Raw genomic sequence first — 12792 nt, 5'->3', positions numbered from 1 at the left:
CCCGAAAACGCGGGCGGCCATCAGATCAGGCTAGGTCGACGCCAATCAGGCGACGACAGCGCGCGCTGCGCCGGCCTGCATGCGGCCGATGACGGCCGCGTGCTCGAATCCTTCGCGCTTAAACAGTGCCAGCACCTCGTCGACGCTGGCCGGATCGCACGATACCAGCAGGCCGCCCGAGGTTTGCGGATCGGTCAGCAGCATGTGCTGGGCCTGTGTAATGGTGGGCGCCAGCTGCACATCCTTGCCATAGCCTTCCCAGTTGCGGCCGGATGCGCCGGTAAAGAAACCGTCATGGGCCAGCTGCTCCACGCCGGGCAGCAGGGGAATGCTGGCCATATCGAGCTGTGCTTCCAGTCCTGCACCACGGGCCAGTTCCAGCAGGTGGCCCAGCAGGCCGAAGCCGGTAACGTCCGTCATGGCGTGCACGCCCGCCAGTTCCGACAGCGCCTTGCCCGGCTTATTGAGCTTGGTGGTGTTGGCGATCATGGCCTGATAGCCGGCGGCATCGAGCTGGCCTTTTTTGAGCGCGGCCGAGAGCACGCCCACGCCTAGCGGTTTGCCCAGTATCAGTACGTCACCGGCACGGGCATCGGCATTGCGCTTGACGCGTGAAGGATGGACCAGTCCCATTACCACCAGTCCGTAGATAGGCTCCACCGAGTCGATGGTGTGGCCGCCCGCGATCGGTATGCCTGCCTCGGCGCAGATCGATTCGCCACCTTTGATAATCTGGCCTATGGTCTCGATCGGCAGTTTGTTGATCGGCATGCCGACCAGTGCCAGTGCCATGATGGGTGTGCCGCCCATGGCGTACACGTCGGAGATGGCATTGGTGGCGGCAATGCGGCCGAAATCATAGGGATCGTCGACGATGGGCATGAAGAAATCGGTGGTGGCGATCAGTGCCTGTTCGTCATTGAGCTGGTAAACCGCTGCGTCGTCCGAGGTTTCTATCCCCACCAGCAGTTCCTTGGGCACGGGAAAACCGCTGGAATTCTTCAGGATCTGGGATAGTACGCCGGGGGCGATCTTGCAGCCGCAGCCGCCGCCGTGCGAGAACGACGTCAGGCGGATAGGTTCATTGCTCATGGTTGGGTTCCTTAGTTCGGATCGAATCAGACAGGACTGATTATCGCCCAAGTGCGCAGGCGACGCACGCCTGGCTGTTGCGCTGGCGTTGCAGCACTGGAGTTACGGGATAAAAGCGCTACAATCGAAACATGACGATATCCGCTCCTTCGTTCCGTAGCGCGACCCCGCAGCAGCTGGCCCAGGCATTGCGTCAGGCGCGCAGCCATACGCTCGCTCTGTTCGAGTGTTTTATGGCTGCCGGCATGGACCAGCCTAAGCTGGTGCCGCAGCTACGCTACCTCAATCCGCCCGTATGGGAGCTGGGGCATATCGCGTGGGTAGCGGAATGGTTCATTCTGCGCGCCGCCAGCTCCAGCCAGCCGGACGATGCACATGGAAATTGCCTGCTGGCCCATGGCGACAGCTGGTTCGATGCCAGCCGGGTGCCGCACCTGCAGCGCTGGCGGCTTGATCTGCCTGCGCCCGGCGCGCTGAAAACCTACTGTCACGAAGTGCTGGATCGCGTACTCGACAAGCTGATGCGCGAACCCGACGACCATGTGGCGCTATTTCCCTACCGGCTAGTGCTGGCCCATGAAGACCTGCATGGCGAAGCTTTGCTGGCGGCCCTGCAGGTGCTGGGGCTGGCCGCGCCGGAACCGGCCACGCTGGTGCGCCAGCTGGCCTATGCGCCAGCGGAAATCGGCTTCCCGGGCGGCAGCATCGAGATCGGCAGCCGGCGTGGCGGCGCTTTCGCCTTCGATAATGAACAGCAGGCGCATACCTGCAGGGTGGCGCCGTTCAGCATAGATAGCACACTGGTCAGCAATGCCCAGTTTGCCGATTTTGTCGATGATGGCGGCTACGACCACCGCCAGTTCTGGAGTCCTGCCGGTGCCGACTGGCTGATGCGGCAGGAGCGTTCGGCGCCGCGCTACTGGCAGCGCGACGGTGCCCAGTGGCGCTGCATGCGCTTTGGCCGGCTGGCCACGCTGGCCGGCGCGGAGCCGGTGCGCCACCTGACACTGTATGAAGCGCAGGCCTACTGCGCGTGGGCAGGGCGGCGCCTGCCGACCGAAATCGAGTGGGAATACGCGGCCCGTTCCGGCCATCCGGCATTCCGCTGGGGCCAGTTGTGGGAGTGGACGGCGTCGCCGTTCGAGCCCTATCCGGATTTCAAGCCGGGGCCGGACCGGCTGTATTCGGCGCCGTGCTTCACCAGCCATCAGGTACTGCGCGGCGCATCGTTTGCCACGCCGCAGCGCATGCTGTCGGCGCAGTTCCGCCTGTTCCACCTGCCCGAGCGCGATGACCTGTTTGCCGGCCTGCGCACCTGTGCGTGGCCGGGCTGAAATCGCTGCAGATTTTTAAACAATACGTACGACTATCCGGAAATGCTCTGCTATGCTTTTCTTTTCCAGTGAAAAGGGCGTTCCCCATGAATTTCAAGCATCTCCTGATTTCCGCCGCTGTACTGGGCGCCGTTAGCGCCGCCGTGCCTGCTGTTGCTGCTGCCGATCATGGCAAGGTGGTAGTGATCCGTGCCGGCAAACTGGTCGACGTGGTGGCTGGCACGGTACTCAAAGACCAGATCATTGTGATCGACGGAGAGCGCATCAGCGCCGTTGGCCCTAGCGCCAGCACCAAAGTGCCTGGCGGGGCGCAGGTGATCGATCTGTCCGGCCAGACCGTGATGCCGGGCTTGATCGACATGCACACCCACCTGACCAATGACGCCAAGCTGGGCGGCTACAATGCGCTGGGCGTGTCCGACACGCGCGCTGCGCTGTATGGCGTGCGCGCCGCGCGCCTGACGCTGGAAGCCGGTTTCACCTCGGTGCGCAACGTTGGCGCCGGCGGCTTTGGCGACGTGGCACTGCGCGACGCCATCAACGACGGCGACTTCATCGGCCCGCGCATGCGCACGGCCGGCTATGCCATCGGCATACAGGGCGGTCACTGCGACGAAAACCTGCTGCCTGCCGATATGAAGGTCACAGGCCGCGGCGTGGCGGACGGCCCGTGGGAAGCGCGTGCCAAGGTGCGTGAAATGGCCAAGTATGGCGCAGACGTGATCAAGATCTGTGCATCGGGCGGCGTGCTGTCGAAGGGCGATGAGCCGGGCGCACAGCAGTACACGCTGGAAGAAATGCAGGCCATCGTGTCCGAGGCCCATAAGCTGGGCCGCAAGGTGGCGGCGCATGCGCACGGCACCAGCAGCATCCGCGATGCCATCATTGCCGGTGTGGACTCGATCGAGCACGCCAGCCTGATAGACGAAGAAGGCATCCGTCTGGCGCGCGAGAAGGGCGTGTATCTGGTGATGGACATCTACAACGACGATTACATTCTGCAGGAAGGCGAGAAGGCCGGCATGCTGCCCGAATCCATCGCCAAGGAGAAGGTGATCGGCCAGATCCAGCGCGACAACTTCCGCAAAGCCTTTAACGGCGGCGCCAAAATGGCTTTCGGTTCCGATTCCGGCGTCTATCCGCACGGCGACAATGGCAAGCAGTTTGCCTACATGGTCAAATACGGCATGACGCCTATGCAGGCGATTCAGGCGGCCACCGTCAATGCAGCCGATCTGCTGGGCTGGAAGGACAGCGTGGGTTCGCTCAGCGTAGGCAAATTTGCCGATATCGTTGCAGTGAAAGGTGATCCGTTTGCCAATATTGACGAACTGGCCAAAGTCAGCTTCGTGATGAAGGGCGGCGCCGTGATCCGCCGATAAACAAGATAGGGCTTGCCGGGTCATCCCGCTGGCTCGCCAGGTCATGCTGTTGTGGCGCAGATGGTATAGGGCGAAATGTGCTTTTCTATATACTTTTTGCTTTCAGATCGTGCCCTGCGAGCCCGTATGCGTTTTCAAGCTTTTCCCCGCCAGCTGGCCGGCCTGCTGCTGGCGGCTACTCTGGGCGCCTGCGGTGGTGGCGCCTCATCATCATCTTCCGGCTCTTCCAGTTCCCAGACCAGCTCCGCTAGCGAGAGCAGTCTGGCGACGCCGGATACCACGGCCACGATTACGGCAGCCAGCCCGAAACTGGTCACGCTGGCCGGCAATGTAGCGCTCAAAGGTCTGGGCGAAGCGCTGGTGGTGGGCGAGCGCGTCGTCGTGCTATCGGCCTCCGACTCTGACATCACGATCAACAAAAAGCTATACCATCCGCGCACCCGCATGAGTGTGCTGGATAAGGATGGCACGCTGCTTTCCAGTGTCGATTACGGATTTACACTGGCAGATGGCTATGTGGGCGAATGGTTGTTGCTGCCGGCGCCAGACGGATTCGTGATGCTGCAGGCGGGGCCCGGAACGCGCATGCTGAAGTTCGACACCCAGGCCACATTGCAGGGCAGCGCGGTCGACCTGTATCCGGCCGTGGCGGCCAGTTCGACCACCGAACTGGCGGCGGCGGAAAACGCTGCGGCTGTGGATGGCAACGGCTTCTGGCTGGCCACCACCTTCTCGCTGCTGCCGATTAATGACAAGACCCAGTACCTGCTCAAGCTGTGCAAATACGATTTTGCGGGGCGTCAGCTGACGCCGCCGTTCGAGATCGCCCTGTCTGCCGTACATCCGCATGTGGCGACGTCGGACGGCACGGTGCTCGCCACCTGGCTCGATGGCTCTACCGCCATGCTGGCCATGTGGCCCAAGGGACAGGGGGCTCCGGTGATCCATACGCTGGGGACGGGCGGCGCCGAGCCCATGCCGGTGGCGCTTGATGGCAGCGGCAAAATGGGCGCGATCTGGAATGGCAAGGCCACGTTCACCAGCCCCGGCGGGGTGATGGGGGTAGCGCTGGATAAATCTGGCGTGGCCGTGCTGCCGACGGGGCGCACGGAACTGGGGCAGGAAGTGCTGTCGGGCCAGTGGGCGGCATCGGGACGGGCGCCCTACATCGATGCGCGCCTGTACAGGAACAATCTGCTGCTGGCTGATGTGGGCGTGGGCACTTATGCCAGCGGCGACGCGCAGGGCGATGTGCTGGTGCTGGCCGACTACGGCATAGGCACGGCGGCGCTGTCGGCGCAGAAGAATACCGTCAAGCGTTTGCGGCTGTATGGCGGGGCACTGGTGATGGGGATTTATCCGGTGCTGCGCCAGCTGATGTTTGCCGACCACAGCCTGCTGCTGGTCGGCGACGAATACCATCTGGAAGTGTTCAGCATCACCCGTTCCTGAGCAGCTTAGCCGGGACGGATGATGCGGTGAGGCATGAAATAGACTGTCTCTAGTCTGATCTAGCCTGTTTTAGACCGGATTAGACCAAACTAGACTGCCGATTACAAAAGGTCCCCGGCCAGGTCCTTCAGGTCCTCGGCATACACTTGCTCGTCGAGCTGCTTGCGCGCCACGCCGCTGCGGAAGGCGGCGGCAGCGATTTTAGGCGTGACGCCGGACAGCAGGCGCGGATCGAGCAGGCCCGGCACCACGTAATCCTTGCCGAAGCGGCTGTCGCTGCGGGCCATGTCGGCCAGCGCCATCACGCAGGCGCGCTTCATTTCCTGATTGATGGTGGAGGCGCCGCTATCGAGCGCAGCGCGGAACAGGTAAGGGAAGCACAGCGCGTTATTGATCTGGTTAGGATAATCCGAGCGGCCGGTGGCGATGATGGCATCGGGTGCTGCTTCGCGTACCAGTTCCGGACGCAGCTCCGGTTCCGGATTAGCCAGCGTGAAGACTATCGGCTGGCGCTTCATCTGTTCGATATCGCGCGGCGACAGCACGCCCGGTCCGGACACGCCGAGGAAAACGTCGGCGTCCACCATCACTTGCGACAGGGTGGTAGCGTCGGTAGCCTGTGCCCACGCGGCTTTTTCGCCGTCGAGTTGGCGGCGGGTGGTGAGCACGCCCTTGCTGTCGCAGACAAAAATGTTCTCCCGTTTTGCACCCAGATCGAGCAGCAGATCGAGGCAGGCCATGGCGGCAGCACCGGCGCCGGAGCAGACGATTTTCGCATTGCCGATATCGCGCCCGCTCAGTTGCAGCGCATTGATCATGCCGGCGCCTACCACGATGGCAGTGCCGTGCTGGTCGTCATGGAACACGGGAATGGAGAGACGTTCGCGCAGCTTGCGTTCGATGTAGAAGCACTCGGGCGCCTTGATGTCTTCCAGATTGATGCCGCCGAAAGTAGGGTGCAGGGCAGCGATGATGTCGACCAGTTTATCGGGATCGCTTTCATCGATCTCGATATCGAAGGCGTCGATGCCGGCGAACTTCTTGAACAGCACCACTTTACCTTCCATTACCGGCTTGCCGGCCAGCGCGCCGATATTGCCCAGGCCCAGCACGGCGCTGCCGTTGGTAATCACCCCGACCAGATTGCCCTTGGCCGTGTACTCGTAGGCACGCGCCGGTTCACGCTGGATTTCCACGCAGGGTGCTGCCACGCCGGGCGAATAGGCCAGTGCTAGATCTTCCTGCGTGGCTACGCTCTTGGTCACTTCTATGGCGATTTTGCCGGCGCTGCCCTGACGATGATAAGCCAGTGCTTTCTGTTCGATGGTGCTCATGTAGTCCTCTGCGTGTGATGTAAAAAACGCCTGCACGGGCCGGAGCCGGTGCAGGCGCGAACTGCTGGGGATCAGTAAATCATGGATACAGGCCGCGTACTTCGCGCGCCTGCAGCACGCGGGTGCAGGCGAGGATGAAGGTAGCGGTGCGCAGCGTTACTTTCTTCTCCTGTGCGACAGTCCACACGGAATTGAAAGCCTCCTGCATGATGCGGGTCAGGCGCGCATTGATCTCGTCTTCGGTCCAGAAGAAGCTGGAGAAGTCCTGTACCCACTCGAAGTAGGAAACGGTGACGCCGCCGGCGTTGGCCAGCACGTCCGGCACGATCAGCACATCCTTGTCGGTGAGGATGTCGTCGGCTTCCGGCGTGGTCGGGCCATTGGCGCCTTCCAGTATGATCTTGGTGCGGATCTTCGGTGCATTGGCAGCCGTGATCTGCTGTTCCAGCGCGGCCGGAATCAGGATGTCGGACTCGATGCCCCAGAAGGCGTCGCGGTCGAGGAAGGCTTCAGCGCCGGGGAAGCCGGAAACGCTGCCGCATTCGGCCACGTGCTTGTGCAGACGGGGAATATCCAGACCGCCCTGATGCACTACGGTGCCCGTATGATCCTGCACGGCGATAATTTTCGCACCCGCTTCGGCGAACATGCTGGCAGCAACGCCGCCCACATTACCAAAGCCCTGCACGGCAACGCGGGCGCCTTCGATCGCTACGCCGCGCTTGGCGGCAGCTTCGCGGCCAACCACGAATACACCGCGACCGGTAGCTTCGCGGCGGCCCAGCGAGCCACCCAGCGAGATAGGCTTGCCGGTTACTACGCCGGTCGACAGATTACCTTCGATCATGGCGTAGGAGTCCATCATCCATGCCATCACCTGTTCGTTGGTGTTGACGTCCGGTGCAGGAATGTCCTTGTTAGGGCCGATGATCAGCGAGATTTCGCTGGTGTAGCGGCGGGTCAGACGCTGCAGTTCGCCGCGCGACAGGGTTTTAGGATCGACCCGGATACCGCCTTTGGCGCCGCCGTATGGCACGTTGACTGCTGCATTCTTGACCGTCATCCAGGCCGACAGCGCCATCACTTCCGACAGCGTGACATCCTGGTGGAAGCGCACACCGCCTTTGCCCGGGCCGCGCGACATGTTGTGCTGCACGCGGTAGCCTTCGTAGTGAGCGATGCTGCCGTCGTCGCGTTCGATAGGAACGTCAACGGTCAGAATGCGCTTGGGACGCTTCAGGGTTTCAACCCAGCGCGACAGGCTGCCGAGGTGCGGCGTGACGCGATCGATCTGTTGCAGGTAGACGCCCCACGGGCCCAAATCTTCTGGATTCAGGTAGGAAGGCAGTACGTGTGCTGGTGCGGTAGTCATGCTCAGGTCTCCGATAGATTCGAGGCTGAAGCGCACTGGTGGCGCGCTTCAAGTGGGGCGAATCATAGAACCGGAGGCCGTGAGGCGGCCAATGCTGTATGCGCATTCAATTATGCAAAATTTGCATAGTTATGAAATTCGCTGATTTGATCTGGCTCAGATACGGCCTGCCGCAACTAGCGTTCGGACACCGCCACGCGGCGTTTGCGGCTGCTGCTTTTCTGCTGCTGTTCGAGGAATTCCCACAGCCGTTCGACGATGGCTTTGCCGCGCCGGCTGGCCGAGGGGCGCTCGCGGTAGAGGCGGATTTCCATCTCGATTTCCCACTGCGCGCTGCCGTCATCGGCGCGTGCCAGCTGTTTCTGTTTGAGCTCGCGGGTCACGGCCGATTCGGGCAGGAAGGCCACGCCGCGTCCTTCCAGTGCCATCATTTTCAGGCCTTCGGCCATATCGGTTTCGTACTGGCGATCCAGATGCAGCGTGGTGCGCGCATCGGTCAGGATCAGTTCCACCATGCGTCCGAGGTAGGCATTGTTGGTGTAGGACAGGAAGGGCAGGGGTTCTTTTTTCGTGCCGGGCAGACTGAATTCCGGCACGCGGTTCTTGTCGCAGCGGGCATAGGCACGCAGCGATTCGCGCCCCAGCACCAGCATGTCGTAGCGGCCAGGGTCGAGCTGTACCGGCTGGCGCGGATGGTGGTAGCACAGCAGCAGATCGCAGCCGCCTTCCACCAGCTGCATCACGGCATCGTGCACATTGAGCGCCATCAGGCGGCTGCTGATGGGGGCGAAATCCTGCTCCAGCGCCGTCAGCCATTTGGGGATGAAGGTGAGCGACAGCGTGTGCGGCACGGCCAGATCGATGCTGGTCTGCGCGGCGGCCCGCTTGGAGCGCAGCATATCGCGCGCGCCGTTAATCTGTGCCAGCATTTCCAGTGCCTGCTCGTAGAACACCACCCCGGCCGGGGTCAGGCTGGTGGGGTAGGAAGTGCGGTCGATCAGGTCGGTGCCCAGCCAGTTTTCCAGCGACTGGATGCGGCGCGAAAACGCGGGCTGGGTAACGTGGCGCAGCGCGGCCGAACGACTGAAGTTGTTGGTCTCGACCAGCGAGATGAAGTCTTCCAGCCACTTGGTTTCCATGCGTTTTCCTTTACTGCGCTTGTGGTGTTTCGGGTGTGTCGGCGGTGATGCTGCCGATAGGCGTGAACAGGTAGGCCAGTGCGGCAAACGTGACCAGTATGATGCCACCACCGACGAACAATTGCGACAGCGAGATCAGCTTCAGCAGCCAGCCGGTAGCGGCAGCGGAAATAGGCGCCAGTCCCATGAAGATGAACATGAAGATGCTCATCGCACGGCCCATCATCCGTGCTGGCACGCGGCGCTGTAGCCAGGTGAAGACATTGATCTGCACATAGCCGCCCAGCACACCCAGCGCGAGCAGCAGGGCGCCGGCCAGCCATGCATTGCCGGCGGCACCCAGTCCCATCACCAGCAGGCCGGCCAGCCCATCCATCAGCAGTATCATGCTGCCGAAACTGGCAAAGCGCAGCCGTGCGCCGATGGCGGCGGCAGCGGCCATGCCGAGCAGGGTGCCGGCGCCGTTGGCCGCCATCAGCAGGCCCAGTGCGGAGGCGCCGTGCAGCACGTCGCTAGCCAGCACGGGCAGCGCAACCTGCATGGCGCCACCGATGAACAGCGATACCGTGCCCCAGTAGATGAAGCACAGACGCAGCGGCACATCGCGCCACACCATGAGCAGGCCGTCGCCGATGGAGCGCCAGACGGAGATGGCGGCATGGCCGGCAGCGTGCTCGGCGGAGGTCTGCATGCGGACCCGGCTCAGGGTCCATGCCGAGACGATGAAGCTCAGGCTGTCGAGCGCAAAGGCGGCGGCCAGTCCGTGCGCGTCCGGCATGCTGCCGGTGCCGGTGCCGGAAAACGCCAGCAGGGCCGCCGCCAGCACGGGACCCAGCAGCATGGTCAGCTGGCGCAAGCTCATCAGCACGCCGTTGGCGGCTTGCAGATACTGGGCCGGTATGGCCTGCGGCATGATGCTGGTGCCCGAGGGAACGCCGAAAGCCTGCGCCAGACCTAGGCCCAGTGCCAGGGCATAGATCAGCATCAGGGTGATATGCGGAGTCAGCTCCAGACTCAGTTGCAGGCTGCCGCCCAGTGCCAGCGTCAGCACGCTGTGCTGGCGCAGCACCAGCACGGCCAGCAGGCCGAGCAGGATGGCGTTGGCATATTTGCTCAGCATCAGCACCGTTTTGGGCGAATAGCGGTCGACCACGGCGCCGCCGATCAGGATGAAGGCGGCACGGGGAATGCTCATCAGGGCGATCACCAGCCCCAGTGCCATGGTGTCGCCGGTGAGACGGAGCACCAGCCACGGCAGGGCCACCATGGTGAGCTGGTCGCCCAGCATGGAGATCACGCCGCCGCGCAGCAGCCATAGAAAATTGGGATTGCGCATCAGTTCTGCGCGTGGATTCGATGCCGTGGTTTGCATAGCTAGCTCCGTTTCTATTCGGGTGCTGGGGTCAGGCCACACCGGGCAGGCCGCTGATGATGGTCAGCGCGTCCGTCAGGGCGGGATACTGTTCTGCAGGGCAGTTGCGCAGCAGGTCCTTGCTGCACTGTTCTGCTGCCGGGGTGGCGTTGTGCAGCAGTTCGCGTCCGCTCTCCGTAATGGCGGCATAGGCCACGCGCGCATCGCGCGGGTCCTGCTGGCGTTCGATCAGGCCGATTTTTTCCAACGGCAGCAGGGTGCGCGTGACGCCCGAAGCGGTCAGGCCCTGACGTTCGGCCAGATCGACCCGGCGCATGCGTCCGCCCGGCGCGCGCGCCAGCGAGTTCAGCAGCATGAAGTCGCCAAAGCTGATACCGTGATAGGAGCCCAGCACCTGATCAAGCCGGCGCACCATGGTGGCCTGGGCGCGGGCCAGGCTGAGCGCCAGTGCCAGCGCGGCGCCGCTATCGGGCAGGGGGAGGTGTTGCTCGCTCATGCGTGTCTACTTTCCGTAAGCTAGTAAAATTTGTTAGTCGCTGAATTAGTGCTGGATAAATGCTGAATAAATACTTGATTAAGCAAGTATATAGGATTTCTCCGGCACTGCAAGCATTGTTTTGTTTTGGACAATGTGTGACATAAAACTACAGTCTTACTAAACAGAGAGAATCTGGACTGATTTACGTAATTTTCCGATGAACCGCGCTAGAATTGGCGCGCCGGCTAGAATCGGCTTTACCTAAACTACAAAACCATACGGAGACTTTTTCACATGGCGACCACAGAAATCTTCCTGATCGCGATGCTGATCATATTCAGCCTGCCCTATCTGATCTGGCGTGTCGGCCAGACCGACTACTATGCGCCGCTGGTAGTGGTGCAGATTATTACCGGCATTCTGCTGGGGCCCGGCATTCTTGGCCGCGCCTATCCCGAATACTATCAGTTTGTTTTCAATCCGCAGGTGGTGCAGTCGCTGAACGGCATCGCCTGGTGGGCCGTGATGATCTTCGTGATGATCGCCGGTATCGAACTGGATCTGAAAAAAGCCTGGGAGCACAGGCGCGAGAGCGGTATAACCGCCGGTCTGGCGCTGGGTGTGCCGCTGTTGTTCGGCAGCGTAGCCGCGCTGGGGCTGCTCGGCTATGCCGGCTGGATGGGGCCGAAAGCCCAGAGCTGGCAGTTTGTGCTGGGCGTGGGCATGGCTTGCGCCGTGACAGCCCTGCCCATCCTGATCCTGCTGATGGAAAAACTGGAAATCCTGCGCCAGCCTATCGGCCAGCGTATTCTGCGCTACGCCAGTCTGGACGATATCGCCATCTGGGGCGTGCTGGCCGTGATTCTGCTGGACTGGGAGCGCATGGGCCGCCAGCTCGGTTTTCTCGTGGTGTTTGCGGTAGCGACCGTGCTGTTCCGCCGCCTGATGCAGTGGCTGGAAGAGCGTGACCGCTGGTATGCGGCCTTCGTCTGGCTTGCGGCCTGCGCCTTTGCCGCCGACTGGGCCGGCCTGCACTACATGGTGGGCGCTTTCCTGGCCGGTGCCGTGATGGATGCCGAATGGTTCAACCAGCAGCGTATGGACTTCCTGCGCGCCAACGTGCTGATGGCCGTGATGCCGGTATTCTTCCTCAGCACCGGCTTGCGCACCAACTGGGCCATGGGCGGCACGGCAGTATTCGTGGTGGCCGCTGTGATGCTGTTCGCTTCCGTGTCGGGCAAGCTGGCCGGCATCCATATCGCCGGCAAGATCCTCAAGTGGGGCCCCGGTGAAGCATCGATCATCGGCTGGCTGCTGCAGACCAAGGCACTGATCATGATCATCTTCGTCAACATCCTGCTGGACAAGCAGATCATCACCAGCGAAACCTTTACCGCACTGCTGCTGATGGCGATAGGCAGCACCATGCTGACTGTGCCGGTGGTGTATCCGAAATTGCAGCGGGTAGCCCAGCTGATCTTCAAGACCAGCTGAGCGTCAGGCTAGCGGGCCTGTAGGGAGCTGATGCTATAATCGCGCCATGAACGATACTACTCAACTCCCTCCGCTGCCAGATCGCCTGTCGATCGACCCGCGCAGCAAATTCCATGTTGCCGCCATCTTCGAGCACGATATCGGCATCCGTTTCAACGATAAAGAGCGCCTCGATGTGGACGAATACTGCATCAGCGAAGGCTGGATCAAGGTCGCTGCCGGCCGTAGTCTGGACCGCCATGGCCGCCCGATGCTGATCAAGCTGAAAGGCAAAGTCGAAGCTTATTACCGTTAAACGCTGTGCGGGTAGCTAGCCCGCAGCGTAAAAAAGCCACCATCAGCC

The 12792-nt window shown here is 62.0% G+C and carries 11 protein-coding genes; 5 read left to right on the top strand and 6 right to left on the bottom strand.

The window, feature by feature from the left end; genetic code table 11:
• Positions 1 to 45: 45 nt before the first annotated feature.
• Entirely contained in the window at positions 46 to 1092 is a 1047-nt protein-coding gene (gene selD, locus GTP27_RS02040) for a selenide, water dikinase SelD (protein ID WP_161037501.1), read from the bottom strand.
• A gap of 131 nt (positions 1093 to 1223) precedes the next feature.
• Between selD and senA the strand changes: the two genes are divergently transcribed.
• From senA to GTP27_RS02025, 3 genes are all read left to right on the top strand, one after another.
• Positions 1224 to 2426: a selenoneine synthase SenA gene (gene senA, locus GTP27_RS02035; RefSeq protein WP_229633310.1), complete on the top strand. Its 1203-nt coding sequence runs from the start codon at positions 1224 to 1226 to the stop codon at positions 2424 to 2426.
• 86 nt (positions 2427 to 2512) lie between these two features.
• Positions 2513 to 3808: a Xaa-Pro dipeptidase gene (locus GTP27_RS02030; RefSeq protein WP_161037500.1), complete on the top strand. Its 1296-nt coding sequence runs from the start codon at positions 2513 to 2515 to the stop codon at positions 3806 to 3808.
• Between the two features lie 126 nt (positions 3809 to 3934).
• Entirely contained in the window at positions 3935 to 5260 is a 1326-nt protein-coding gene (locus tag GTP27_RS02025; protein WP_161037499.1) for a hypothetical protein, read from the top strand.
• Between the two features lie 101 nt (positions 5261 to 5361).
• Here GTP27_RS02025 and GTP27_RS02020 read toward each other — a convergent pair whose 3' ends face one another.
• From GTP27_RS02020 to GTP27_RS02000, 5 genes are all read right to left on the bottom strand, one after another.
• Positions 5362 to 6594: a malic enzyme-like NAD(P)-binding protein gene (locus GTP27_RS02020; RefSeq protein WP_161037498.1), complete on the bottom strand. Its 1233-nt coding sequence runs from the start codon at positions 6592 to 6594 to the stop codon at positions 5362 to 5364.
• 79 nt (positions 6595 to 6673) lie between these two features.
• Entirely contained in the window at positions 6674 to 7966 is a 1293-nt protein-coding gene (locus GTP27_RS02015) for a Glu/Leu/Phe/Val family dehydrogenase (protein WP_161037497.1), read from the bottom strand.
• A gap of 176 nt (positions 7967 to 8142) precedes the next feature.
• A complete protein-coding gene (locus GTP27_RS02010; RefSeq protein WP_161037496.1) occupies positions 8143 to 9105 on the bottom strand; it encodes a LysR substrate-binding domain-containing protein in 963 nt (320 codons plus the stop codon).
• Positions 9106 to 9115: 10 nt separating this feature from the next.
• Entirely contained in the window at positions 9116 to 10477 is a 1362-nt protein-coding gene (locus tag GTP27_RS02005; protein WP_161037495.1) for an MFS transporter, read from the bottom strand.
• A gap of 31 nt (positions 10478 to 10508) precedes the next feature.
• Positions 10509 to 10973, bottom strand: coding sequence for a MarR family winged helix-turn-helix transcriptional regulator (locus GTP27_RS02000; protein WP_161037494.1), 465 nt, complete (start codon positions 10971 to 10973; stop codon positions 10509 to 10511).
• Between the two features lie 276 nt (positions 10974 to 11249).
• Between GTP27_RS02000 and GTP27_RS01995 the strand changes: the two genes are divergently transcribed.
• On the top strand, positions 11250 to 12449 hold the full coding sequence (locus GTP27_RS01995; RefSeq protein WP_161037493.1) for a cation:proton antiporter: 1200 nt from the start codon (positions 11250 to 11252) through the stop codon (positions 12447 to 12449).
• Positions 12450 to 12495: 46 nt separating this feature from the next.
• The gene (locus tag GTP27_RS01990) at positions 12496 to 12744 is read left to right on the top strand and encodes a DUF3297 family protein (RefSeq protein ID WP_155433624.1); all 249 of its coding nucleotides are present in this window, start codon (positions 12496 to 12498) and stop codon (positions 12742 to 12744) included.
• Positions 12745 to 12792: the final 48 nt, after the last annotated feature.

Source organism: Duganella qianjiadongensis (assembly GCF_009857915.1).
In the GTDB taxonomy this organism is placed as follows: domain Bacteria; phylum Pseudomonadota; class Gammaproteobacteria; order Burkholderiales; family Burkholderiaceae_D; genus Rugamonas; species Rugamonas qianjiadongensis.
The sequence above is the reverse complement of the archived record's forward strand: the minus strand, read 5'-3'. Positions and strand labels throughout refer to the sequence as shown.

Bases quoted from the DNA above. Each gene is read 5' to 3' on its own strand.
- selD (WP_161037501.1), bottom strand. From the start codon at position 1,092: ATGAGCAATGAACCTATCCGCCTGACGTCGTTCTCGCACGGCGGCGGC.
- senA (WP_229633310.1), top strand. From the start codon at position 1,224: ATGACGATATCCGCTCCTTCGTTCCGTAGCGCGACCCCGCAGCAGCTG.
- GTP27_RS02030 (WP_161037500.1), top strand. From the start codon at position 2,513: ATGAATTTCAAGCATCTCCTGATTTCCGCCGCTGTACTGGGCGCCGTT.
- GTP27_RS02025 (WP_161037499.1), top strand. From the start codon at position 3,935: ATGCGTTTTCAAGCTTTTCCCCGCCAGCTGGCCGGCCTGCTGCTGGCG.
- GTP27_RS02020 (WP_161037498.1), bottom strand. From the start codon at position 6,594: ATGAGCACCATCGAACAGAAAGCACTGGCTTATCATCGTCAGGGCAGC.
- GTP27_RS02015 (WP_161037497.1), bottom strand. From the start codon at position 7,966: ATGACTACCGCACCAGCACACGTACTGCCTTCCTACCTGAATCCAGAA.
- GTP27_RS02010 (WP_161037496.1), bottom strand. From the start codon at position 9,105: ATGGAAACCAAGTGGCTGGAAGACTTCATCTCGCTGGTCGAGACCAAC.
- GTP27_RS02005 (WP_161037495.1), bottom strand. From the start codon at position 10,477: ATGCAAACCACGGCATCGAATCCACGCGCAGAACTGATGCGCAATCCC.
- GTP27_RS02000 (WP_161037494.1), bottom strand. From the start codon at position 10,973: ATGAGCGAGCAACACCTCCCCCTGCCCGATAGCGGCGCCGCGCTGGCA.
- GTP27_RS01995 (WP_161037493.1), top strand. From the start codon at position 11,250: ATGGCGACCACAGAAATCTTCCTGATCGCGATGCTGATCATATTCAGC.
- GTP27_RS01990 (WP_155433624.1), top strand. From the start codon at position 12,496: ATGAACGATACTACTCAACTCCCTCCGCTGCCAGATCGCCTGTCGATC.